The following is a 22,038-nucleotide window of genomic DNA, read 5'->3' as shown; positions in this document are numbered from 1 at the left end:
GGCTCAGACCGGGACGCGGACCTGCTGCAGGATGCCGCCGAGGACGGCCTCCGTGCGCACGCCCTCGAGCTCCGCCTCGGGCTGGAGCTGCATCCGGTGCCGCAGCACGGGCAGCACCATCGCCTGGACGTGGTCCGGGGTGATCGAGCCGTAGCCGTTCAGCCAGGCCCAGCTGCGGCTCGCGGCGAGCAGCGCCGTCGATCCGCGGGGGCTGACGCCGAGCTTCACACTCGGGCTCTCGCGGGTCGCGCGGGCGAGGTCGACGATGTAGCCGAGCACGTCCGGGCCGGCGCCGACGCGGCGGACGGAGGCCTGGGCCGCGCGCAGGCGCCCCGCGTCCAGCACCGGGTGGACGCCCGCGGCGGCGAGGTCGCGCGGGTCGAAGCCGGCCGCGTGCCGCGAGAGCACCTCGACCTCGACGTCGCGCGGCGGCACGTCCAGCACCAGCTTGAGCAGGAAGCGGTCGAGCTGCGCCTCGGGGAGCAGGTAGGTCCCCTCGTACTCGACCGGGTTCTGCGTCGCCGCGACGAGGAACGGGTCGGGGAGGCGGAGCGTGCGGCCGTCGACGCTGACCTGGCGCTCCTCCATCGCCTCGAGCAGCGCGGCCTGCGTCTTCGGAGGTGTGCGGTTGATCTCGTCCGCGAGCAGCAGGTTCGTGAAGACCGGGCCCTCGCGGAAGGCGAAGCCCGAGGTGGAGGCGTCGTAGACGAGCGAGCCGGTGATGTCGCCGGGCATCAGATCGGGGGTGAACTGCACGCGCCGGGTGTCCAGGCCCAGCGAGACCGAGAGCGCGCGCACGAGCAGCGTCTTCGCGACGCCCGGCACGCCCTCGAGCAGCACGTGTCCGCCGGCGAGCAGGGCGATCAGCAGCCCCGAGACGGCGCCGTCCTGGCCGACGACGGCGCGGCCGACCTCGGAGCGGACACGGTCGAGCTCGCGGCGGAGCTCGTCGTCCGCGATCGGGGGGAGGGAGGAGTCGCTCATCGGAGGGGGCCTTCCGGTCGTTCGTGGTCGGGCTGATCGTGGTCGAGGCGGTCGTGCGCGGGTCGGGCGGTGCCGGGTCCTGTGGTGCCCTGTCCGGCGGTGCCGGCCGCTGCGGTGCCCGTGCGGGGTGCGCGGGCGGCGCGGAGCGCGCTCTCGAAGCGCAGGAGCTCGTCGGAGGCGGCCACGAGAGCGGCGTCGTCCGCCGGCTCGTCGTCGACGAGGAGCCGGCGCAGGGCGCGCGGGTCGCGCTCGAGCAGGGCCGCGGCCGCCGCGACGACCTCGTCCACTCCGCTCGACGGGGCCACGCCGAGCAGGGCGGCGGAGCGGTGCAGCGTGCCGATCCGCAGGGCGTCCAGCGCGCGCACCCGGGTGGCACCGTGGGCGTAGAGGCGGGCCCGGCCGCGGGCGGTCTCGCTCGCGTGCACGACGACGGGCAGCGGCTCGACGGCGAGCGGGCCGAAGCGCCGCCCGCGCCAGACGGCGGAGGCGACGAACACCCCGACGAGCAGCAGCAGCGCAGGCGTGACCCAGCCCGGCGCGAGATCGGCCGGGTCGACGGAGGCGGAGGTCGCGTCGGCCGCGCCGGCGCGGTACCAGACCAGGCGGTCCTCGCCGCCGAGGAGGCCCAGCGCGAGGGCGGCGCGTCCCTCCTCGGCGACGGTGCCGTTGCGCAGCAGGTCGGCGTCGCCGACGGCGACCACGCCGGGGCCGCCGGCCGGGGAGTCGGCGACGAGTGCGAAGGCGTCGTCACCGGACGGGAAGCAGCCCACGGCCTCGCCCTCGAGGACGCGGAAGGTGCTGCCGCCCGCGGGGATCCCCTCGGCGCGCTCCGCGGCGGGCAGCGCGCAGGAGGCGGCGAGCACGCCGTCCTCCTGCGGAGCGCCGGCGAAGGCGACGTCGGGCAGCAGCGCGTCCAGGGCCGCGCCGGACGGCTCGACGAGGACGACCGCGGCGGGGTCCTCGGCGAGCCGGGCGTACTGCTCCTCGTCCAGGGCCGAGCCCGGATCGTCGATCAGCAGCGTGCTGCCCGGACCGACCGCGCGCAGGGCCTCGTCGAGCGAGTCGGCGCGGACGACGTCGACGCCCTGCTCGCGCAGGACCTGGGCGACCGCGCGGGCGCCGTCCGGTGCCGCGCTGTCGACGTCGAGGTCGGCGGCCGGCACCGGGGAGCCGGTCGCCACGGTCAGCAGGACCGTGCCGACGGCGACCATCGCCGCGAGGAGCGCCCAGATCCGGCCCCGGCGCAGCAGCGCGCCGAGCGTGGGGGAGGAGACGGTGTCGACGGGAGCGTCCGACGCGTTCGAGGCAGTGGGTGCCGTCATCGCAGCGCCTCGAGCGGGACCGGCGCGGCCGCGAGCGCGCGATCGAGCTCGGCGACCCGCTCGCAGTCCTCGCGCCCGCAGGGCAGGCCGAGGTAGCGGACCCGGTCGAAGGCCTCCGCCGAGCGCCGGAGCGCGTCGGCGGAGGCGGGGAAGACGGCGGCGGCCCTGCGGGAGAAGCCGTGCGCGGTGGTGCCGGGCGAGACGGTGAGGATCGTGCGCTCGTCCAGGGCGCGCACCAGGGCGCGGAACCGCTCCACCAGCGCCTCGTCCCAGTCGCCCCGGGCGGCCGCCGCCTCGGCGAGGGCGCGCAGCTCCGCGGCCGAGCGGCCGTCGTCGTCGGCGAGGACCGCCCCGGTCACGCGACTGCGCTGCCGCAGTCGCGGCCGTCCCGCGATGACGAGGGCGACCACGACGAGCACCACCAGCACGAGCACGCCGATCAGCGCCGCGAGCGGCACGCCGACCCCGTCGCCCGGCAGGGTGAGCGAGGTGAACCAGTCGCGCACGGCCTGCACCAGGCGGTCGAACCAGTTCGGCTCGGCGGCGCGGTAGCGCGGATCGGCGAGCTCCTCGAGGAGCAGGCGGCGGGCCTCCTGCGCATCGGGGTCGAGCGGCGCCGTGGCGAGCGCGAGGCGGATCACGGCGCGGTCCGCTCCGGAGCGGGGAAGGGATCGGGGGACTCGCGCCCGGCCGCGCGCTCCTCGACGTGCCGCATCAGCACGAGGTCGAAGCCCTCGCGCCGGATCCGGCGATCGAGGTAGACGAGACCGGTGACCGCCGACTGCAGCACCGTGCCCACCGCGCCGACGACGAGGCCGACGGCGACCGAGAGCAGTGCGACGACGATCGACGCGACGACCTGCGCGTCGGGATCGGTCGGCGCGACCAGCGCCCCGCCGATCGGGATCAGCAGGCTGAACGGCGTCGAGACCACCTGCCCGGCCGCCTGGATGATGACCGCCATCAGCGCGAGCGCGCCGAACGTCCGCCAGAACCCGCCGGTGACGAGCCGCCAGGAGCGCGCGACCGCCCGGCGCAGCGGGAGCCGCTCGAGCACCAGGAGGCTCGGCACCAGCGCGAGCTTCGTCGCGAGCCAGACACCCACCGCGGTCGCGGCGAGGCCGGCCAGCACGAGCACCAGGATCCCGCCGACGACGGCACTGGCCCCCGCGTCCTGGGAGCCGAGGAGGAAGAGCGGCACCGAGAGCGCCGCCGCGGCGAGGACCAGCACCAGGACGCCGACGCCCTGCAGCACGGTCCAGCCGACGAGCGCCCAGAAGCGGCCGCGGAGCCGCCGGAGCAGCGCGCGCAGCGTCGGCCGCTCGCCGAGGACGGCGCGCGACACCTCGAGCACGACGACGCCCTGCATGAGCGCGCCGGTGGCCAGGGTGACGGCGAGCGGGATCAGCGCCGCCAGCACGACGATCGCCAGCGACCCCGACGCGACGGCGTCACGATCGGCGACCTCGGCCTGGGTGATCCGGCCGACCGCGAGAAGCGCGACGGCGCCGTAGAGCACGAGGGCGAGCAGCGAGCCGAGGCCCTGCACGAGCAGCGCGACGCCGAGGGTGGTGCGCGGGCTGCGGCGGAGGACCGCGAAGGGCGCGCCGAGCAGGGTGCCGAAGCCGAGCGGCCGCAGCGGGATCAGCCCGGGCTTGGGCGGGGGAGTCCAGCCCTGCGGCGGGGGCGGGCCGGCGGGACCCGCCGTCGGAGTCCAGGACACGGGCGCGACCGGTGCGACGGGGGCGACGCGCGGCCGTGCGTCGCCGTCCTCCGGAGCCCCGGCGGGCGGTGGCCACTGAGCTGCGTCGGTCATCCCTCCCATGCTGTCACAGCCGCGCTCGGCCCTCGCGGTCGGGCGCGGCCGTGCTCCCACTCGCGTCGGTTAGCCTGACCCCATGAGCGCGCGAATCCTGGTGGTCGACGACGATGCGGCCCTGGCCGAGATGATCGGCATCGTCCTGCGCGCGGAGGACTGGGACGTCTCCTTCTGCGCCGACGGCACGGGCGCCCTCGAGGCCTTCCGCCGGGCCCGGCCGGACCTCGTCCTGCTCGACCTGATGCTGCCCGGCATCGACGGCATCGAGGTCTGCCGCCGCATCCGCGCGGAGTCCGGCGTCCCGATCATCATGCTGACCGCCAAGTCGGACACCTCCGACGTCGTGCAGGGCCTCGAGTCCGGCGCGGACGACTACATGGTCAAGCCGTTCGACCCGAAGGAGCTGGTCGCGCGGATCAAGACGCGCCTGCGCCCCTCCCAGGTCGCCGCCAACGCCGTCCTGCAGGTCGGCGACCTCAGCCTCGACGTCGCCGGGCACGAGGTCCGCCGCGGCGAGACCCGCATCGGCCTGACGCCGCTCGAGTTCGACCTCCTCCTCGCCCTCGCCTCCAAGCCGCAGCAGGTGTTCACCCGCGAGATGCTGCTGGAGCAGGTCTGGGGCTACCACTACAAGGCCGACACCCGGCTCGTGAACGTCCACGTGCAGCGCCTGCGCGCGAAGGTCGAGAAGGACCCGGACGATCCGCGCATCGTGATGACCGTGCGCGGCGTCGGCTACCGCGCCGGCTCCGTGCTGCCGAGCTGACGTGAGCCTCGCGCGCCGCTTCCGGGCGCCGGCGCTGCGGCGCTGGCCGCGGAGGGTGCTCCGAGCCTGGCGGAGCTCGCTGCAGTTCCGCGCCGTCGCCATCACCGTGCTGCTCAGCGGCATCGCGATCGGCTCGACGGGCGCCTACCTCTCCTACAGCATCAGCGACAACCTGTTCCAGTCGCGGCTCGACCAGGTCACCGGGGACACCTCGCGCGCCACCCGCGCCGCGCAGGGCTACCTCGACGCGGCGACGGTCTCGACCCGGCAGGACATGGAGGAGGTGATGAACTCGGTGCGCACCGCGGTGCGCGACGCCTCCTCCTCCGCCCTGATCGCGGTCGTGCGCGCGCCCGATCAGGAGGCGTCCTCGCTTGCCCCGCAGGACAGCTACAACCGCGAGCTGCAGAACGGCGTCATCAGCGACGACCTGCGCGCGCGGGTGCAGGCCGGCGCCGACGGCCAGTACTGGCAGTCGGTGAGCCTCGGCGCCTCGGGTCAGCAGCTCCCGGGCATCGTCGTCGGCTCGACGATCGAGCTGCCGAGCTCCGCGGGGCGCTACGAGCTCTACATCGGCTACTCGCTCGCGGACGCGGAGCGCACGCTGCAGTTCGTGCAGCAGGTCCTCAACATCGCGGGCATCCTGCTGATCCTCCTGATCGGCGCGGTCAGCTGGGTCGTCGTGCGGATCGTGGTCGCGCCCGTTCGGGTGGCGGCGGAGACCAGCCAGCGCCTCGCCGCGGGCGACTTCGATGTGCGCATCCCGGAGAGGGGACAGGACGTGATCGCCACCCTCGCCCGCTCATTCAACGGGATGGCCGACAGCCTCCAGGAGCAGATCAGCGAGCTCGCCACGCTCAGCCGGGTGCAGCAGCGCTTCGTCTCCGACGTCTCGCACGAGCTGCGCACCCCGCTGACCACGATGAAGCTCGCCGGTGACGTGCTCTACGACCAGCGCGAGGGCTTCCCGCCGGTCGCCGAGCGCACCGTCGAGCTGCTGCACGGCCAGATCGGCCGCTTCGAGAGCCTCCTCGCCGATCTGCTGGAGATCTCCCGGCACGACGCCGGCTCGGCCGAGCTCGAGCTGGAGCCGGTGAACCTGGTGCGGCTGGCCGGCGAGGAGATCGAGGGGATGCGCGGGATCGCCGAGGCGAACGGCTCGCGGCTCACGCTCTCCGCCCCCGGCGGCTACTTCGACGCCGAGATGGACGCCCGCCGCATCCGCCGCATCGTGCGCAACCTGCTCGGCAACGCGGTCGAGCACGGCGACGGCCGCGAGATCGTGGTCACGGTCGACAGCAACGCCACCGCGGTGGCGCTCGCCGTCCGCGACTACGGTCACGGCATGAGCTCGGAGGAGGTGGTCCGCGTCTTCGACCGCTTCTGGCGCGCCGATCCGTCCCGCCGCCGCACCCTCGGCGGCACCGGCCTCGGCCTCTCCATCGCGCAGGAGGACACCGCGCTGCACCACGGCTGGCTGCAGGTCTGGTCGATGCCCGGCCGCGGCGCGTGCTTCCGGCTCACCGTCCCGCGCCGGCGCGGCGAGCGGATCGATGCCTCCCCGCTGCCCCTGCCGCCCGTGGACGCGGGCGAGCAGGCCTACTCCGGCCCCATCGTCCTGCCGCCGCTGCCGCTCGGCGGCGTCCCCGAGCACGGGGTCGTCCAGTGAGGCGCGTGCGCTCCGCCGTCGCCGCGGTGCTGCTGCTGGCCGCGCTCGCCGGCTGCGCGGGCATCCCGCGCGGGGGCGACGTCGGCGTCGGCCGCCCGGACACGGCGCCGCAGGACCTGCAGTACGACTTCCTCCCCTCCGGCCCCGCCGAGGGCGCCGACCAGTTCGAGATCCTCACCGGCTTCATCGACGCGGCGTCGAGCCCGCAGAACAACTACAAGATCGCCCGCGAGTTCCTCTCCACCGGCGCGGACTGGACGCCGGGCGAGCACGTCACCGTCGACGAGGGCCAGCGCTCCTCGACCCAGCCCGGCGCGTCGACGCTCTCGCTCACCATCACCCCCGTGGCCGAGGTCGACGCCACCGGCGTCTACTCCGAGGTCGCGACGACCACCGCGCTGGAGCTGGACTACGGCTTCGTCCAGGAGAACGGCGAGTGGCGGATCAGCTCACCACCCAGCGGCGTCGTCATCGACCGGACCACCTTCGAGCAGGTGTTCTCCACCTACGCGCTCTACTTCTTCGACCCGAGCTACTCCTACCTGGTGCCGGACCTGCGCTGGTTCGCCTCGCGCGCGGACAGCTCGACCAGCACCACGATCGTCACCGAGCTGCTGCGCGGGCCGACGCCGTGGCTCCGCGACTCGTCCGCCGTCGTCTCGGCCTTCCCGACCGGGACGGCGCTCGCCGCCGAGACGGTGCCGGTCGAGGCGCAGCGGGCGGTCGTCGACCTGAACTCCGCGGCGCTCGAGGCCGACGAGCGGCAGTGGCGCCGGATGGCGCTGCAGCTCGGCAGGAGCCTGGCCAATGTCTCGAACGTCACCGGGGTCTCGCTCTCGGTGCAGCAGAACCCGATCGAGATCCCGACCGAGGTGACCGGGCTGCCGACCTCGCCGCGGGTGGACACCCGGCCGCTGGTGCTGACCGACGGCGACTTCGGCTTCCTCGGCTCCTCGGGACTCGCCGAGACCGCCGTCTCCGACCGGATCGCGGCCCTCTCGCCGCGGGCCGCGGTCCTGGGCGAGCAGCGGGGCGCCGACTCGAGCGCCTCGGCGGCCGTCCTCACCTCGGCCGGCGTCTCGCTGCTCACCCCCGGCGTCGACGACGTGCTGCTCGACGCCCGGAGCGGCCTCGCGGCCCCCGGCATGGACCCCTTCGGCTACGTCTGGTCGGTGCCCACGGCGGCGCCGGGCCAGCTGGTCGCCTACTCCTCCGACGGCTCCCGGTCGCTGCAGGTCGCGACCGCCTGGCCCGAGATCGAGTCGATCGCCTCGTTCGCGCTGTCCCGGGACGGCACGCGGATGCTCGCCCTCGCGCAGGACGGGCAGCAGGCGACCGTGCTCGTCGCCGGGGTCACCCGCTCGGCCAACGGCGATCCGATCGCGGTCGGCGAGCCGGTCGTGCTGCGCTCGACCCTCGGCACGGCGGTCGCCGCCGCCTGGACGGACGAGCTCGACGTCGTCTCGGTCGTCCGCGGCTCCACCGGCGAGGACACGGTGACGATGAACCAGCTCGGCGGAGGGGACACCCCGCTGGGGACGACCACCGGGACCGTGCAGATCGCGGCAGGCAACGCCTCGACGCAGATCCGCCTCCTCGCCGAGGGCGGCGAGCTGCGCCAGCAGCGCGGCTCGGCGTGGCAGACGGTCGCGACAGGCATCGAGCTCCTCGCGACGCAGACCGGCATGGGGTCCTGAACCCGGGCACACTCGCCCGATGCTGCGCGATCACCTCCTCGACGCCCTCGCCGTGCTGCTGCCGGTCGACTGCCCGGCCTGCGGCCGGCCGGCGACGCGGGTGCCCTGCCCGGACTGCGCAGCGGCGCTCGCCGCGCGGGCGCGACCGGACGTCCGCCGCCTGGGGTCCGCTGACGACCCGCTCGAGGTGCGCGTCGGCGCGGAGTACGCCGGCACGGTGCGGCGGCTCGTCCTCGCGCTCAAGGCGGAGGGGCGGGTGGCCGCGGCGCGACCGCTCGGCGCGCTGCTGCGGCCCGTGCTGCTCCAGGCGCTCGACGGCGCTCCGGCGCTGCTGGTCGCACCGCCCGGCTCGCGCCTGCGGCACCTGCGGCGCGGCTTCGATCCCGTCGACCTGCTGGTGCGCGCGGCGGGCGGGCGCCTCACCCGGCCGCTCACGAGGACCCGGCTCGCGCTCGACCAGGTCGGCCTCGCCCGGGCGGAGCGGCGCGCGAACCTCGACGGCGCGTTCCGCGCGAGGCGTCCGCTCGACGGCGAGCGGATCCTGCTGGTGGACGACGTGGTCACCTCGGGGGCGACCCTGCTCGAGCTGCGCCGGGCCGTCCGCGCGGGCGGGGGAGACGTGGCGGGTGCGGTCGCGCTCGCGGGGACCCCCGGCGGCCGCAGCGCGACTTCCTGATGAACTCCCGGGGACGATCCGGTGACCACGGGTCTACGCTCGGGGGACGGCGTGAACGGTCCGCCCGGAGAAAGGCGGCACGCCGTACTCGACTGGGAGGTTGTCATGGACATCGACATCACAGGCCGCAACATGGGCATCACCGATCGCTTCCGCGCCTACGCGACGGAGAAGTCGGAGAAGATCGCCCACCTCGCCGACCGGGCGCTCGCGCTCGAGATCAAGGCGAGCCGTCACAGCGAGGGCAAGGGCGCCGCCGGCGGCGACCGGGTCGAGCTCACGCTCATCGGCAAGGGGCCCGTGGTGCGGGCCGAGGCGAGCGGAGCCGACAAGTACGCGGCCTTCGACGTCGCCCTCGGGCGCCTGCTCGAACGGGTGCGTCGAGCCAAGGACCGCAAGAAGGTGCATCGCGGTCAGCATCGGCCGACCTCGCTGCGCGACGCGGCGGCCGACGACTTCAGCGTCGTCGCGATCCAGCCGGCGGACGCCGAGGTGCTCGAGCGCCTGAGCACGGGCGTGATCCCCGTGCAGGAGGAGCCGGCCCCGGAGCCGGTCGCCGCGGACGAGGACGACGCGGAGGAGCCGTACTGCCCCGTCGTCATCCGCAAGAAGGTCTTCCCCTCCGTCTCGATGAGCGTCGACGACGCCGTCGACTACATGGAGCTGGTCGGCCACGACTTCTACCTCTTCATCGACGCGGACACCGACCGCCCGAGCGTCGTCTACCGCCGCAAGGGCTGGGACTACGGCGTGATCGGCCTCGGCGACGAGGCGGACGCGCAGCCCGAGGCCGCCGCGGTCTGACCCGGGAACCCCCCGGAGGTCCGCCTCCGGGGGGTTCTTCGCGCCCTGTCGGACCGCGCACAGCCCGCCCCGGCTAGTGTGGTTCCGTCCGCGCCGTGCCGTCGGGCACCTGTCTTCTACGTTTTGGAGTACCCCGTGGCCTCAGTTCTCGAAAAGGTCCTTCGCGTCGGGGAGGGCCGGGTCCTCCGCCGCCTCGAGAACTACGCGAAAGCCGTCAACGCCCTCGAAGAGGACTTCACGCACCTCAGCGACGAAGAGCTGAAGAACGAGACCGTCGAGCTGCGCGAGCGCTACTCGAACGGCGAGTCGCTCGACGACCTGCTGCCGGAGGCCTTCGCGGCCGTCCGCGAGGCGTCGCGGCGCACCCTCGGCCTCCGCCACTTCGACGTCCAGCTGATGGGCGGCGCGGCACTGCACCTCGGCAACATCGCCGAGATGAAGACCGGTGAGGGCAAGACCCTCGTCGCGACCCTGCCGGCGTACCTCAACGCCATCGCGAGCCGCGGCGTGCACATCGTCACGGTGAACGACTTCCTCGCGAACTACCAGTCCGAGCTGATGGGGCGCGTGTTCCGCGCCCTCGGCATGACGACCGGCGTGATCCTCTCCGGCCAGACGCCCGAGCAGCGCCGCGAGCAGTACGCGGCCGACATCACCTACGGCACGAACAACGAGTTCGGCTTCGACTACCTCCGCGACAACATGGCCTGGCAGGCGCAGGACATGGTCCAGCGCGGCCACTTCTTCGCCGTGGTCGACGAGGTCGACTCGATCCTCATCGACGAGGCGCGCACCCCGCTGATCATCTCCGGCCCCGCCTCGGGCGAGGCGAACCGCTGGTTCGCCGAGTTCGCCGGCCTCGCCACGCGCCTGATCGAGGGCGAGGACTACGAGGTCGACGAGAAGAAGCGCACCGTCGGCGTGCTCGAGCCCGGCATCGAGAAGGTCGAGGACTACCTCGGCATCGACAACCTCTACGAGTCCGCGAACACCCCGCTGATCTCGTTCCTCAACAACTCGATCAAGGCCCGCGCCCTGTTCAAGAAGGACAAGGACTACGTCGTCCTCAACGGCGAGGTGATGATCGTCGACGAGCACACCGGCCGCATCCTGGCCGGCCGCCGCTACAACGAGGGCATCCACCAGGCGATCGAGGCGAAGGAGGGCGTGCAGGTCAAGGCCGAGAACCAGACCCTCGCCACCGTCACGCTGCAGAACTACTTCCGCCTCTACGGCAAGCTCTCCGGCATGACCGGAACGGCCGAGACCGAGGCCGCCGAGTTCATGTCGACCTACAAGCTCGGCGTGGTCTCCATCCCGACCAACCGCAAGATGCAGCGCATCGACAACGCCGACCTCGTCTACAAGAACGAGCAGGTCAAGTTCGAGCAGGTCGTCGAGGACATCGTCGAGCGCCACGCGGCGGGCCAGCCTGTGCTGGTCGGCACGACGAGCGTCGAGAAGAGCGAGTACCTCTCCCGCCTGCTCGCCAAGAAGGGCGTGCGGCACGAGGTGCTGAACGCCAAGAACCACGCGCGCGAGGCCGCGATCGTCGCCCAGGCCGGCCGCCTCGGCGCCGTCACCGTCGCGACCAACATGGCCGGCCGCGGCACCGACATCATGCTCGGCGGCAACGCCGAGTTCCTCGCGGTCACCGAGATGTCGACCAAGGGCCTCAGCCCCGTCGACACCCCCGAGGAGTACGAGTCCGCGTGGGACGACGTCTTCGCGGGCGTCAAGGCCAAGGTCGCCGAGGAGGCCGAGAAGGTCCAGGCCGCCGGCGGCCTCTACGTGCTCGGCACCGAGCGCCACGAGTCGCGCCGCATCGACAACCAGCTCCGCGGCCGCTCCGGCCGACAGGGCGACCCGGGCGAGAGCCGCTTCTACCTCTCGCTCACCGACGACCTGATGCGCCTGTTCAACTCCGGTGCGGCCGAGGCCCTGATGGGCCGCGGCAACGTGCCGGACGACATGGCGATCGAGTCGAAGGTCGTCTCGCGCGCCATCCGCAGCGCGCAGTCGCAGGTCGAGGCGCGCAACGCCGAGATCCGCAAGAACGTCCTCAAGTACGACGACGTCCTCAACCGCCAGCGCGAGGCGATCTACTCCGACCGCCGCCACATCCTCGAGGGCGACGACCTGCACGAGCGCACCCAGAAGTTCCTCGTCGACGTGATCGACGAGATCCTCGAGGTGCACACCGGCGAGGGCAACGGCGACGACTGGGACTTCGACGCGCTCTGGACCGAGCTGAAGACCCTCTACCCGGTCAGCCTGTCGATCGACGAGGTCGTCCAGGAGGCCGGCAGCCGCGGCCGGATCAACAAGGAGTTCATGCGCCGCGAGATCCTCTCGGACGCGAAGCTCGCCTACCAGGGCCGCGAGGAGCAGCTCGGCTCCCCCGCCATGCGCGAGCTCGAGCGCCGCGTCGTGCTCTCGGTGATCGACCGCCGCTGGCGCGACCACCTCTACGAGATGGACTACCTCAAGGACGGCATCGGCCTGCGCGCGATGGCCCAGCGCGACCCGCTGGTCGAGTACCAGCGCGAGGGCTTCACCCTGTTCCAGCAGATGATGGGCCAGATCCGCGAGGAGACCGTCGGCTTCCTCTTCAACCTCGAGGTCGAGGTCACCCAGAAGCAGGGCGAGGTCGCCGGCGTCGCCGCGAAGGGCCTCTCCGAGCCGGTCGCTCCGGTCGAGAAGCTCAGCTACTCCGCGCCGAGCGACTCGGGCGGCGTCGAGGTCCGCGACCAGCGCGGCCGGGTGCAGCAGGCGGCGACGGCGAAGGCCAGCGCCGCGGCGGCCCGCGAGGCGCGTCCCGACGACGCGGAGGACGCCGCGACCACCGGCGCCTTCGGCCAGCAGACCGGCGGCTCCGACGAGACGCCGAACAACCGCCAGGAGCGCCGCGCGCAGACCAAGCGCCGCTGATCCCGGCCCTGCCGACCGGCACGACGAAGGCCCCGGTCCCGACTCCGCTCGAGCGGAGCGCGGGATGCGGGGCCTTCGTCGTCGACAGCGCGGGCGCGTGGTCGGCGGCGTCAGGCGCGGTGCCGCACCAGCGCCGAGACGAAGCCGCCGGCGAAGGTGTCGCCGAGGCCGATCGTGGTGGGGCGGTCGGTCTCGAGCACGAGGCCGGGCGTGCAGACGGCTTGCAGCCGAGCCGTGACCGCGGTGCAGACCGCGACGCCGCCGGGCTGCGCCGGCAGCTGCGCGACGCGGTCGTAGTCCGCGGCGGTGATGCCGTCGCCGAGCAGGTAGCGGGTGCTCGCCATCGTCACTCCGCCGAGGAGCGCCGCGCGGTAGCGCTCGGCCTCCGCTCCGACGGCCGCCGACCAGTGCCGGGTGTGCACGACGAGCACCGGGCCGGGGAGCAGCGCCGCGGCCGCGCCCAGCGCCTCGACCACGGCATCCGGGTCGAGCAGGTCGAGCCGGTGCCCGAGCAGCGCCTGCAGCTCGTCCTCGTTCATGCTGACGACGTCGACGCAGCCGAGCAGGGCGGAGCGGGCCCGGTCCTGCAGAGCGGGCAGGTGGAAGCCCGCGTCCTCGTAGATCACGTCCGCGGAGGCGGGCAGCGCCGCGAGGTGGCGCTGCAACGTCTCCAGCCGGTCCGTCAGCACCGCCTCGTCCTGGATGCTGTTGAAGCCGGAGACGAGGAAGACGCCCGCGTCGGCCAGCACGCCGCCGAGTCCTTCCGCCAGCAGCAGCTCGCGGTTGGGCGGGTCGTTCGCGAAGATCACCCGGTTCGGATGCGGCGCCACCAGCACGCGGTCGCCGAGGAGCACCCGGGCGCCGCGGGGGAACTGCACGATCAGGTGCGGGTCGGTGCTGTCGGTGGTCGCGCTCGAGACGTACTCCGTGCCCGCGGGCAGGAGCCGGCGGACGTGGTCGTCGATGCTCACCAGGTGCTGCACCGCGGCGAGGCCGTGCACGGCGAGCGCGTAGCCCGCCCGCACTCCGGTGCCGCCGAGGGTGATGCGCCGGGGGAAGCGCTGCGCGAACTCCTCGACGATGCGGGAGGAGGAGGCGAATCTCTCCCCTCCCGCACCGTCGGCGAGGAACGCGAGGAGCGCCACGACGAGCTCGCGCTCGGTGGTGACCGGCGCCGTCCTCGTCAGCTCGTCCGCGCGGATCCCGTACTCCTCCGCGACTGCCTGGACGACGTGGTCGTCCCAGTCGATCTCGTAGTCGACGGTCCCGCCCAGTCCGAGCACGATCCTCTCGTTCACCGCGCTGCTCTCCTGCGTCTCGCCGGGCCTAGTAGAGCTCGGCCTTGCCGGCGGAGCCGAACAGGTCGATCTTCTCGGCGGCCGTCTCCTTCATCGCGGCGATGGAGGGCGGCTGGATCGTGTTGGGCTCGCGGACGGAGGGGTCGGCCAGCACCTCGCGCATCTTCTTGTGGTACGCGGCCTTGATGTCGCTGGAGATGTTGATCTTGTTGACCCCGCGCTTCACCGACTCCGCGATCTCGGCGTCGGGGTTGTTCGAGCCGCCGTGCAGGACGAGCGGCACGGCGACGCGCTTCTTGATCTCGGCGAGCAGGTCGAGCTTCAGGGCGGGCTTCATCGACGCCGGGTAGAGGCCGTGGCTGGTGCCGATGGCGATCGCGAGGCTGTCGACCCCGGTGGCGGCGACGAAGTCGACCGCCTCGTCGGGCTCGGTGTAGATGATGTTCGCGGCGCCGTCCTCGGCCTCGTTGTCGGTCTTGCCGATCGTGCCCAGCTCGCCCTCGACCGAGACGCCGACGGCGTGCGCTGCGTCGACGACGCGCTTGGTGATCGCGACGTTCTCGTCGTAGGGGAGCATCGAGCCGTCGATCATCACCGAGGTGAAGCCCGACTTGATCGCGAGCAGGACCTGCTCGTAGGTGGCGCCGTGGTCGAGGTGGATGGTCACCGGCACGCTGGAGCGGTGGGCGCGGGCGATGATCGCGTGCAGGATGTCCACTCCGGTGTGGCTCAGCTCGTCGGGGTGGATCGCGATGAGCAGCGGGGAGTCCTTCTCCTCGCTGATCTCGAAGAGGCCGTTCATCATGGCGTAGTCGCTGACGTTGAACGCCGGGACGGCGAAGCCGTTCGCATTGGCGACGTCCAGCAGGTCTTTTCCGGAAACAAGCATTCTCTGACTGTCCTTCTCGTGGTGGTGGTGGTGTTCCGGACGCGCGGACGCGCGCCTCAGCTCTTGACGGCCCCGGCGGTCATGCCGCCGATGAAGTACCGCTGGAAGAAGAGGAAGAGGAGGAGGACGGGAACGCATCCGAGGATGCTCATCGCCATCATCTCGTTCCACTCGTAGGAGTTCTGGCCCATCAGCAGCTGGATGCCGATCGGCACCGTGCGCATGTCGTCGGTGCGGGTCAGGGTGAGCGCGAAGAGGTACTCGTTCCACGCGATCATGAAGGTGTAGACGCCGACCGAGACGATCCCGGGGATCGCGATCGGCACCAGGATCCGCCAGAGCACCGTCATCGGGCCGGCCCCGTCCATCCGCGCCGCCTCGTCGAGATCGCGGGGGAGGGTGTTGAAGTAGCCGGTCAGCATGATGATCGCGTAGGGCAGCGTGAAGACCAGATAGGTGAGGATCAGCCCCTGATAGGTGTTGTAGAGCCGCAGCGTCACCATCAGCCCGAAGAACGGGATCAGCAGGGTGATCGGCGGCACCGCCTGCACGCTGACGATGATGATGTTGATCGGCCGCTTGAAGCGGAACTCGTAGCGGCTGAACGCGTAGGACGCGAGGATCGCGACGACCAGCGTCAGCGCGACGACCGCGAGGGCGACGACGTAGCTGTTGATGAAGAAGCGGACCTTCGTCGGGTCGCCCAGGATCCCGGCGTACGCCGAGAACGAGAACGTGTCGGTGATCAGCCGGGGCGGGTACTCGAAGATCTCGGTGTTCGACTTGAACGAGCTGGCGGCCATCCAGACGATCGGCAGGCCCGCGAAGGCGGCGCCGATGAGGAGGAGGACCCAGACCCCGGCCTTCGCGGCGAGGAGCCGCGGCGTGCGGACGGCCGGGCGGGTGGCGGTGGCGGTCACGTCAGTCCCTGGCTTTCTGGTTCCGCACGTAGAAGAACGCGAGGACCATGGTGAGGAGGAGGATCAGGACGGCGCTCGCCGAGGCCACCGAGAACTCGTAGCGGCTGAACGCGAGCTTGTAGGTGTAGGTGCTGAGCATCTCGGTCGCGTCGATCGGGCCGCCGCCGGTCGTCATCCAGATCAGCGCGAACTGCTGCGAGGTCCAGATGATGTCGAGCACCGACATGCTGATGATGATCGGCTTGAGCTGCGGGATCGTGACGTTCCAGAACCGCTGCCAGGCGCTCGCCCCGTCGACCTTCGCCGCCTCGTAGAGGTCGTGCGGGATGCCCTGCAGACCCGCCAGCAGAGTGATCATGTAGAACGAGTAGCCGGCCCAGATGTTGATGAAGGTCACCGAGAGCAGCGCGGTCGCGGGGGAGGCGAGCCACTCGATGCCCTTGTCGGTCAGCCCGAGCGAGATCAGCGCGTAGTTGATCACGCCGTTCGGGTTCAGCAGCAGCCGCCAGAGCACGGCGATGATCGCGACGGTGAACAGCCACGGCAGGACGTAGACCACGCGGAAGAGCGACTTGGCGACGGTCGGCACGAGCGGCGAGTTCAGCAGCATCGCGAAGCCGAGGCCGAGCACCAGGTGGGCGGCGACGCTGACGCCGACGAAGACGATCGTGTTGCCGGTGGCCGTGCGGAACTTCGGATCGCCGAGGACCTCGAGGTAGTTGGCGAGTCCGACGAAGGCGGGCTTCGGGTTCGTGATGACGTTGTCGAAGAACGAGTACCCGATCACCAGCAGCACCGGCACGAGCATCAGGACGAGCATCACGATCGCCGTGGGGGAGAGGTAGAGGTAGGGCGCGAGGTCGCGGCGCTTCCGGCGGCCCGCGGGGGCGGGGGCGGGCGTCCCGGAGGCGGGACGCTGGGGGGCGCTCAGCAGGGAGACCACGGCGCTCCTCCTTCGATCGGGGACGGGGTGAGGGGGGACCGCGCCGCGGGAGAGGACTCCCGCGGCGCGATCGGGGACGGACGCGTCACGGCTCAGAACTCGCCGAGCCAGGCTTCCTGGGACTTCTCCAGCGCCTCGTCGACGCTCTGGTCGCCGTTGAGGGCCGCCTGCAGCTGCTCGTCGAAGTCGCGCATCAGCTGCTCGGCGACGGGCAGGCCGACGAACTCGTTCGCCGGGTAGCCGGCCGAGTAGATGTCGAAGGCCTGCTGGTACAGCGGGTCGCTGTCCGAGAAGTCCGGCGTCGAGGCGGTGTTGCCGGGGAAGGCGTTCGCCAGCGTGGACAGCTTCGAGTTCGTGTCGGCGCTCATCAGGAACGACACGAGCTTCGCGGCCTCGGCCGGGTGCTCGCTGCTGGCCGAGACCCCGATGCCCCAGGAGGCGAAGGGGATGCCGCGCTCGCCGCTGAAGCCGTCCTCGGCCGGGATGGCCGAGATGCTGAACTTCAGATCGGGGTTGGACTCCCGGATCGTGGCGATGTGCGAGAGGGAGTCGATCATCATGCCGACGCGGCCGTTGGTGAACTCCTCGACCTTGTCCTGCTCCTTCATCGTCGCGGCGCCGGGGGCGATCACGCCGTCGGCGTCGAGCTGTGCGATGTAGTCGACCGCGCTGGTGACGGCGTCGTTGGTGAGGTCGGGCTTGCCGTCGGCGAGCATGCTGCCGCCGGAGGCCCAGACCCAGGACATGACGTCGTTCTGGATCCCGTTGGGCGCGTCGCTCGAGAGCGGGAGCACCCAGCCGCTGGTGTTGTCGCCGAGCGCCGTGATCGCCTTCGCCGCGGACTCGAACTCGCTGCGGGTCGACGGCGGAGCGCTGACGCCCGCCTCGGAGAGCAGGGCGTCGTTGGTGAAGAGCGGGTAGACGAAGTTGACGACGGGGACCATCGCGGTCTTGCCGTCGACGACGACGGTCGAGGAGAGCTGGCTCTCGTCGAAGCCGGCGTCCGAGAGCAGAGGACCGAGGTCGGCCAGCGCGCCCTGCTTGGCGAAGTCGCTGATCCAGGCGCCGTCGAGACCGACGACGTCGGACATCGTGCCGGCCGCGGCGCCGGCGAAGAGCTGCTCCTTGGTCGAGGCGTAGGGGCCGCTGAGGAGGTCGACCGTGATGCCGGGGTTCGCGGCCTCGAAGTCGTCCATCAGGCCGCGGAGGGCGCCGTCCGAGAGCTCGGGCTCCCACCACTGCGCGAATTCGAGGGTGACGTCTCCGCCTGCCGCGGAGTCGCCGCCACCCTGGCTGCAGCCGGTCAGCATCGTCGCGGCGAACGCCGCGCTGACGGTGAAGACGACGGCTCTCTTGATGCGAGCACCTTTGCTCATGTCACTCCCTGCAACTCTGCAGTTATCTGCTGTTGTGTGCGCATTCTTGCGCTTGTGTTCTGCGAATGTACCTGGCAGTGCGTGGTCCTGCAAGAACCAGCAGGAAATTGCCGAGATGTGCGACAAACGCGGTCCAGATCGCAGGATCCACCGCGATCCGAGTGCGACAAGTTGCAGGATCCGGCGCGGCGGTGTTAGACAACGCACATGCCCGACACCGACGACGCCCCCGCTGCGAACGACGTCCCGCTCCGTCTGCCGGCCGGCCGGAAGGCCGATCTGGCCGCCTACGTCGCCGAGGCGGGCGAGGTCACGGTGACCACGCTCGCCCGCCGCTTCGCCGTCTCGGCCGACACCGTGCGCCGCGACCTCGACCAGCTCGACGCGGACGGCTACCTCGTCCGCACCCACGGCGGCGCGGTGAGCCTCTCGGTGATGCCCGCGACGGAGAAGCGCCTGGACGTGCGCCTCGGCATCCAGCGCGGCGCGAAGGAGAAGATCGGCGCGCTCGCCGCCGGCCTCGTCGAGAACGGGGCGGTGGTGATGCTGAACGCGGGCACCACCTCGCTGGCGGTCGTCCGCCACCTCAACGACCACCGCGAGCTGACCATCGCGACGAACAACCTGCGCGTTCCCGCCGAGATCGGCTCGAAGACCTGCCGCGAGCTCTTCGTCTTCGGCGGCGCCGTCCGCCTCGGCGGCCAGTCGACGGTCGGGCCGGTGGGCTTCGCCGCTGCGGAGCCGGGCGGCGCCGTCGACCTGCACTGCGACATCGGCCTGATCTCCGTCGGCGCCGTGTCGGCCGAGAACGGCTACTCGACCAGCAACCTGGCGGAGGGCGTGATGATGAGCGAGATGATCGCGCGCTGCGAGCGGGTGGCGATCCTGGCCGATCAGACCAAGTTCGGCCGGACCCTCTTCGCGCAGGTGGCGGAGCTCGGCCGGGCCGACTACCTCGTCACCGACGCGCCGCCGCCGCCGGAGCTCGAGGAGGCGCTGCGCGAGAAGGGCGTCCAGGTGGTGCTGCCGCCGGCGGCTCCCGTCCGCGACCGCTGACGCGTGCGTATCGGCGGGCGAGCGCTGAGCCGCGGGTGCTGACCGGTCTCAGAGCACGTTGATCGCGGTCGCGCGCCAGCGGGCGTCCGTGCCCTCCAGCCGGATGGCGACCGCTCGGGTGCGCACCCGGTTGTGCACGAGGACGACCGCCTCGACGATCCCGTCCCGCGGCTCCGTGACGACGACCCGGCCGACCGTGGACGGGAGGCGCTGCGTCGACCGCCCCTTGAGGCTGCGGGCGCGGGCGGCCATCACCACCCGCTTCTGCAGATGCCGGTAGACGTCGTCGCTCAGCCAGCGGGCCAGCTGGTCGATCTCACGGGAGCCGGCCAGGACCTCGACCACCTGCAGCGTCAGGCAGGCGAGGATCGGCTCGGGATCGGGCAGCTCCGCCCGCGTGGCCGGCTGCGGGGCGAAGAACGCGGCGGCCGACGTCGCGGGGGCCGCTGCGTCCGCGTCGAGCGGCAGGGTGCGGTAGTCGAACGCGTTGGTGGGGTGGATCATGCGGCGTGCTCCAAAGGCAGGACGAGCGACTCACGGTTCGGATCTCCTCTCGGCTCGGGCGGTGCGTGCCGCAGCAGGACGAGCGCGACGGGGTGCCCTCATCGAAGCAGCCGAGCGATGCTCACGTCAGGATCAGCGCCGGACTGTGGATAACCGGGCGCGGGGCACCGCAGGTGCGGTGCGCGCGAAGACGGGACCTAGGCTTGTCGGGTGTCGACCCTCAGTGATCTCGTCCTCTCCCACGGCCGCTCCACGGACGCGGACGTCGAATGGCTGCACCTCCTCGTCGGCGATCTCCAGCTCCTCGCCGACCTCGCCTTCGCCGACATCGTGCTCTGGGTGCCGACCGCCGAGGGCGGCTTCGTCGCGGTCGCGCACGCCCGGCCCTCGAGTGCGGCGACCCTCTTCTACCGCGACTTCGTCGGGCAGAAGATCAAGGCGGAGTGGCGCGCCCAGGTCGCCGAGGCCTTCGAGAGCGCCCGCATCGTCGACACCTCGGCCCCGGACTGGTTCGAGGAGACGCCCACCCGGGTTCGCGCCGTGCCGGTCATCCGGCGCCTCGGCGGGTCCGACAGCGCGACCATGGATCAGCCGATCGCGGTCGTCACCCGGCACACCAACCTCAGCGAGACGCGCACGCCCAGCCGCCAGGAGCTGACCTTCAACGACTGCGCGAACGACCTCTTCTCGATGATCGCCTCGGGCGACTTCCCCGACCTGGGCGCGCCGACCGGCCCGCGGCGCGGTGCCCCGCGCGCCTCCGACGGCCTGATCCGCCTCGACGTCGACGGGATCACGACCTTCGCCAGCCCGAACGCGCTGTCGGCGTTCAACCGCATCGGCTTCGCGGACGAGCTCGAGGGCGAGTCGCTCGCCGAGGTCACCACGGGCCTGGTCGCCGGCAAGGTCGTCATCGACGAGTCTCTGCCGCTGGTCGTGACCGGCCGCGCGCCCTGGCGCACCGACATCGAGGCCCGCGGCGTCACCGTCTCGCTGCGCGCGATCCCGATCCGCGACCGCGGCGAGCGCGTCGGCGCCGTCGTGCTCTGCCGCGACGTGACCGAGCTGCGCCACCAGGAGCGGGAGCTGATCACCAAGGACGCGACGATCCGCGAGATCCACCACCGGGTGAAGAACAACCTGCAGACCGTCGCGTCGCTGCTGCGGATCCAGGCCCGGCGCACCCACTCCGACCTTGCCCGCGAGGCGCTGACGCAGGCCATGCGGCGCGTCGCGGCGATCGCGGTCGTGCACGACACCCTCTCCGAGGGGCTCGCGCAGAACGTCGACTTCGACGCGGTGTTCGACCGGGTGCTGCTGCTGATCGCCGAGGTCGCCTCGACGCACAACACCACCGTGCACCCCACGTTCACCGGCAGCTTCGGCGACCTGCCGAGCGAGTACGCCACTCCGCTCGCCCTCGCGCTGACCGAGCTGGTCACCAACGCGGTCGAGCACGGGCTCGCCGGCCGGGAGGGCGACGTCGAGATCGTCGCGACCCGCGGCGACGACGAGCTCACGGTCAAGGTGCGCGACACCGGCGTCGGACTGCCGGAGGGCAAGGTCGGCTCGGGTCTGGGCACGCAGATCGTGCGCACCCTGATCCAGGGCGAGCTCGGCGGCACGATCGACTGGCACACGCTGGTCGGCCGAGGCACCGAGGTGACCATCGAGGTGCCGCTGCGCTGGCTGAAGGGCCCGCGGGTCTGAGCCGGACGGGTCCGAGCCGGACCGGTCCGCGCCGCGCGGGCCCGGCTCCCGCCGGGCGTCCCCGGGGACGACGCGACCCCCGCTGCCGGAGGGCGAGCGGGGGTCGGGGTCGTGCGGTGCCGGGCGGTCCCGGTGCGGGTGCTACGAGGCGCGGCGGGCGCGGGCGGCGCGGCGCTTGAGGGCGCGGCGCTCGTCCTCGCTGAGGCCGCCCCAGACGCCCGAGTCCTGACCGGTCTCGAGGGCGTACTGCAGGCAGACCTCGGTGACGGTGCAGCGACCGCAGACCGTCTTCGCCTTCTCGATCTGGTCGACCGCGGGTCCGGTGTTGCCGACCGGGAAGAAAAGCTCGGGGTCAGCGGTGAGGCAAGCGGCCTTGTCGCGCCAGTCCATGCGGGTGCTCCTTGTGTGACAGCGTGCGTGGAGGAACCACGCAGTGTTCGGGTGGGATGATCGAGTCACACCGACGGCCTGGACCATCGGTATGCACCGGGCGCCCGAACCGGCGCACGCCACGAGACCCTGCGCAGCTGCGCAAGGCGGTTCGGGTGCGGGACCGGACGGTGCTCGGTTCTTCCCGAGAGATCGCCCCGCTCGCACGCATGCCCCTCGGCACGGCAGGATCGGGGTGTTCACATCGGCGGTTACCCACGACCCTGTGAGCGGTGAAACGAACT

The 22,038-nt window shown here is 72.2% G+C and carries 19 protein-coding genes; 8 read left to right on the top strand and 11 right to left on the bottom strand.

The window, feature by feature from the left end; translation table 11 throughout:
- Window positions 1-3 precede the first annotated feature (3 nt).
- Genes EDF36_RS19800 through EDF36_RS19785 form a run of 4 tightly spaced genes read right to left on the bottom strand, consistent with a single transcriptional unit; the run spans window position 4 to window position 4,122 of the window.
- The gene (locus EDF36_RS19800) at window positions 4-984 is read right to left on the bottom strand and encodes a MoxR family ATPase (protein ID WP_123734330.1); all 981 of its coding nucleotides are present in this window, start codon (window positions 982-984) and stop codon (window positions 4-6) included.
- Window positions 981-2,306 (bottom strand): DUF4350 domain-containing protein, encoded by a 1,326-nt coding sequence (locus EDF36_RS19795; RefSeq protein ID WP_123734329.1) that lies wholly within the window; start codon window positions 2,304-2,306, stop codon window positions 981-983. Before EDF36_RS19795 ends, EDF36_RS19800 begins: the two co-directional genes overlap by 4 nt.
- Window positions 2,303-2,947: a DUF4129 domain-containing protein gene (locus EDF36_RS19790; protein WP_123734328.1), complete on the bottom strand. Its 645-nt coding sequence runs from the start codon at window positions 2,945-2,947 to the stop codon at window positions 2,303-2,305. The genes EDF36_RS19795 and EDF36_RS19790 overlap by 4 nt, the downstream gene beginning before the upstream one ends.
- Window positions 2,944-4,122, bottom strand: coding sequence for a hypothetical protein (locus EDF36_RS19785; RefSeq protein ID WP_123734327.1), 1,179 nt, complete (start codon window positions 4,120-4,122; stop codon window positions 2,944-2,946). Before EDF36_RS19785 ends, EDF36_RS19790 begins: the two co-directional genes overlap by 4 nt.
- Before the next feature lie 82 nt (window positions 4,123-4,204).
- On the opposite strand from EDF36_RS19785, the gene mtrA reads away from it, so the two are divergent.
- From mtrA to secA, 6 genes are all read left to right on the top strand, one after another.
- Window positions 4,205-4,891, top strand: coding sequence for an MtrAB system response regulator MtrA (gene mtrA, locus EDF36_RS19780; RefSeq protein ID WP_123444394.1), 687 nt, complete (start codon window positions 4,205-4,207; stop codon window positions 4,889-4,891).
- Window position 4,892: 1 nt separating this feature from the next.
- The gene (mtrB, locus tag EDF36_RS19775; protein ID WP_132435837.1) at window positions 4,893-6,560 is read left to right on the top strand and encodes an MtrAB system histidine kinase MtrB; all 1,668 of its coding nucleotides are present in this window, start codon (window positions 4,893-4,895) and stop codon (window positions 6,558-6,560) included.
- Between the two features lie 5 nt (window positions 6,561-6,565).
- Complete coding sequence (locus tag EDF36_RS19770; protein WP_185020577.1) at window positions 6,566-8,257, top strand: GerMN domain-containing protein; 1,692 nt, start codon at window positions 6,566-6,568, stop codon at window positions 8,255-8,257.
- Window positions 8,258-8,276: 19 nt separating this feature from the next.
- Complete coding sequence (locus EDF36_RS19765; protein ID WP_123734325.1) at window positions 8,277-8,933, top strand: ComF family protein; 657 nt, start codon at window positions 8,277-8,279, stop codon at window positions 8,931-8,933.
- Window positions 8,934-9,038: 105 nt separating this feature from the next.
- Complete coding sequence (gene hpf / locus EDF36_RS19760; protein WP_123444397.1) at window positions 9,039-9,737, top strand: ribosome hibernation-promoting factor, HPF/YfiA family; 699 nt, start codon at window positions 9,039-9,041, stop codon at window positions 9,735-9,737.
- Between the two features lie 135 nt (window positions 9,738-9,872).
- Window positions 9,873-12,668 carry a preprotein translocase subunit SecA gene (gene secA / locus EDF36_RS19755; protein WP_123702673.1) on the top strand — a complete coding sequence of 932 codons (2,796 nt, stop codon included), beginning with the start codon at window positions 9,873-9,875 and terminating at the stop codon, window positions 12,666-12,668.
- Between the two features lie 110 nt (window positions 12,669-12,778).
- Here secA and EDF36_RS19750 read toward each other — a convergent pair whose 3' ends face one another.
- The 5 genes from EDF36_RS19750 to EDF36_RS19730 all read right to left on the bottom strand — a co-directional run bounded on the left by EDF36_RS19750 (window position 12,779) and on the right by EDF36_RS19730 (window position 18,094).
- Window positions 12,779-13,966, bottom strand: coding sequence for an ADP-dependent glucokinase/phosphofructokinase (locus EDF36_RS19750; protein ID WP_123734324.1), 1,188 nt, complete (start codon window positions 13,964-13,966; stop codon window positions 12,779-12,781).
- A gap of 28 nt (window positions 13,967-13,994) precedes the next feature.
- The gene (locus tag EDF36_RS19745; RefSeq protein WP_123702677.1) at window positions 13,995-14,855 is read right to left on the bottom strand and encodes a ketose-bisphosphate aldolase; all 861 of its coding nucleotides are present in this window, start codon (window positions 14,853-14,855) and stop codon (window positions 13,995-13,997) included.
- Between the two features lie 56 nt (window positions 14,856-14,911).
- Window positions 14,912-15,775, bottom strand: coding sequence for a carbohydrate ABC transporter permease (locus EDF36_RS19740; protein ID WP_207901631.1), 864 nt, complete (start codon window positions 15,773-15,775; stop codon window positions 14,912-14,914).
- A gap of 1 nt (window position 15,776) precedes the next feature.
- Window positions 15,777-16,718, bottom strand: a complete 942-nt coding sequence (locus tag EDF36_RS19735) for a carbohydrate ABC transporter permease (RefSeq protein ID WP_243840061.1) — start codon at window positions 16,716-16,718, stop codon at window positions 15,777-15,779.
- A gap of 92 nt (window positions 16,719-16,810) precedes the next feature.
- Window positions 16,811-18,094: a sugar ABC transporter substrate-binding protein gene (locus EDF36_RS19730; protein ID WP_123734323.1), complete on the bottom strand. Its 1,284-nt coding sequence runs from the start codon at window positions 18,092-18,094 to the stop codon at window positions 16,811-16,813.
- A 207-nt stretch (window positions 18,095-18,301) separates the two neighbouring features.
- On the opposite strand from EDF36_RS19730, the gene EDF36_RS19725 reads away from it, so the two are divergent.
- Window positions 18,302-19,150, top strand: coding sequence for a DeoR/GlpR family DNA-binding transcription regulator (locus EDF36_RS19725; RefSeq protein ID WP_123734322.1), 849 nt, complete (start codon window positions 18,302-18,304; stop codon window positions 19,148-19,150).
- Between the two features lie 48 nt (window positions 19,151-19,198).
- Here EDF36_RS19725 and EDF36_RS19720 read toward each other — a convergent pair whose 3' ends face one another.
- The gene (locus EDF36_RS19720; RefSeq protein ID WP_221180885.1) at window positions 19,199-19,654 is read right to left on the bottom strand and encodes an Rv3235 family protein; all 456 of its coding nucleotides are present in this window, start codon (window positions 19,652-19,654) and stop codon (window positions 19,199-19,201) included.
- Window positions 19,655-19,864: 210 nt separating this feature from the next.
- Between EDF36_RS19720 and EDF36_RS19715 the strand changes: the two genes are divergently transcribed.
- Complete coding sequence (locus EDF36_RS19715) at window positions 19,865-21,364, top strand: sensor histidine kinase (protein ID WP_123444403.1); 1,500 nt, start codon at window positions 19,865-19,867, stop codon at window positions 21,362-21,364.
- A gap of 141 nt (window positions 21,365-21,505) precedes the next feature.
- Here EDF36_RS19715 and EDF36_RS19710 read toward each other — a convergent pair whose 3' ends face one another.
- Window positions 21,506-21,754, bottom strand: coding sequence for a WhiB family transcriptional regulator (locus EDF36_RS19710; RefSeq protein WP_056045195.1), 249 nt, complete (start codon window positions 21,752-21,754; stop codon window positions 21,506-21,508).
- Window positions 21,755-22,038: the final 284 nt, after the last annotated feature.

It is taken from the genome of Rathayibacter sp. PhB152 (genome assembly GCF_003751395.1).
Taxonomy (GTDB): Bacteria; Actinomycetota; Actinomycetes; order Actinomycetales; family Microbacteriaceae; genus Rathayibacter; species Rathayibacter festucae.
This window is presented reverse-complemented; position numbering and strand designations above follow the sequence as displayed.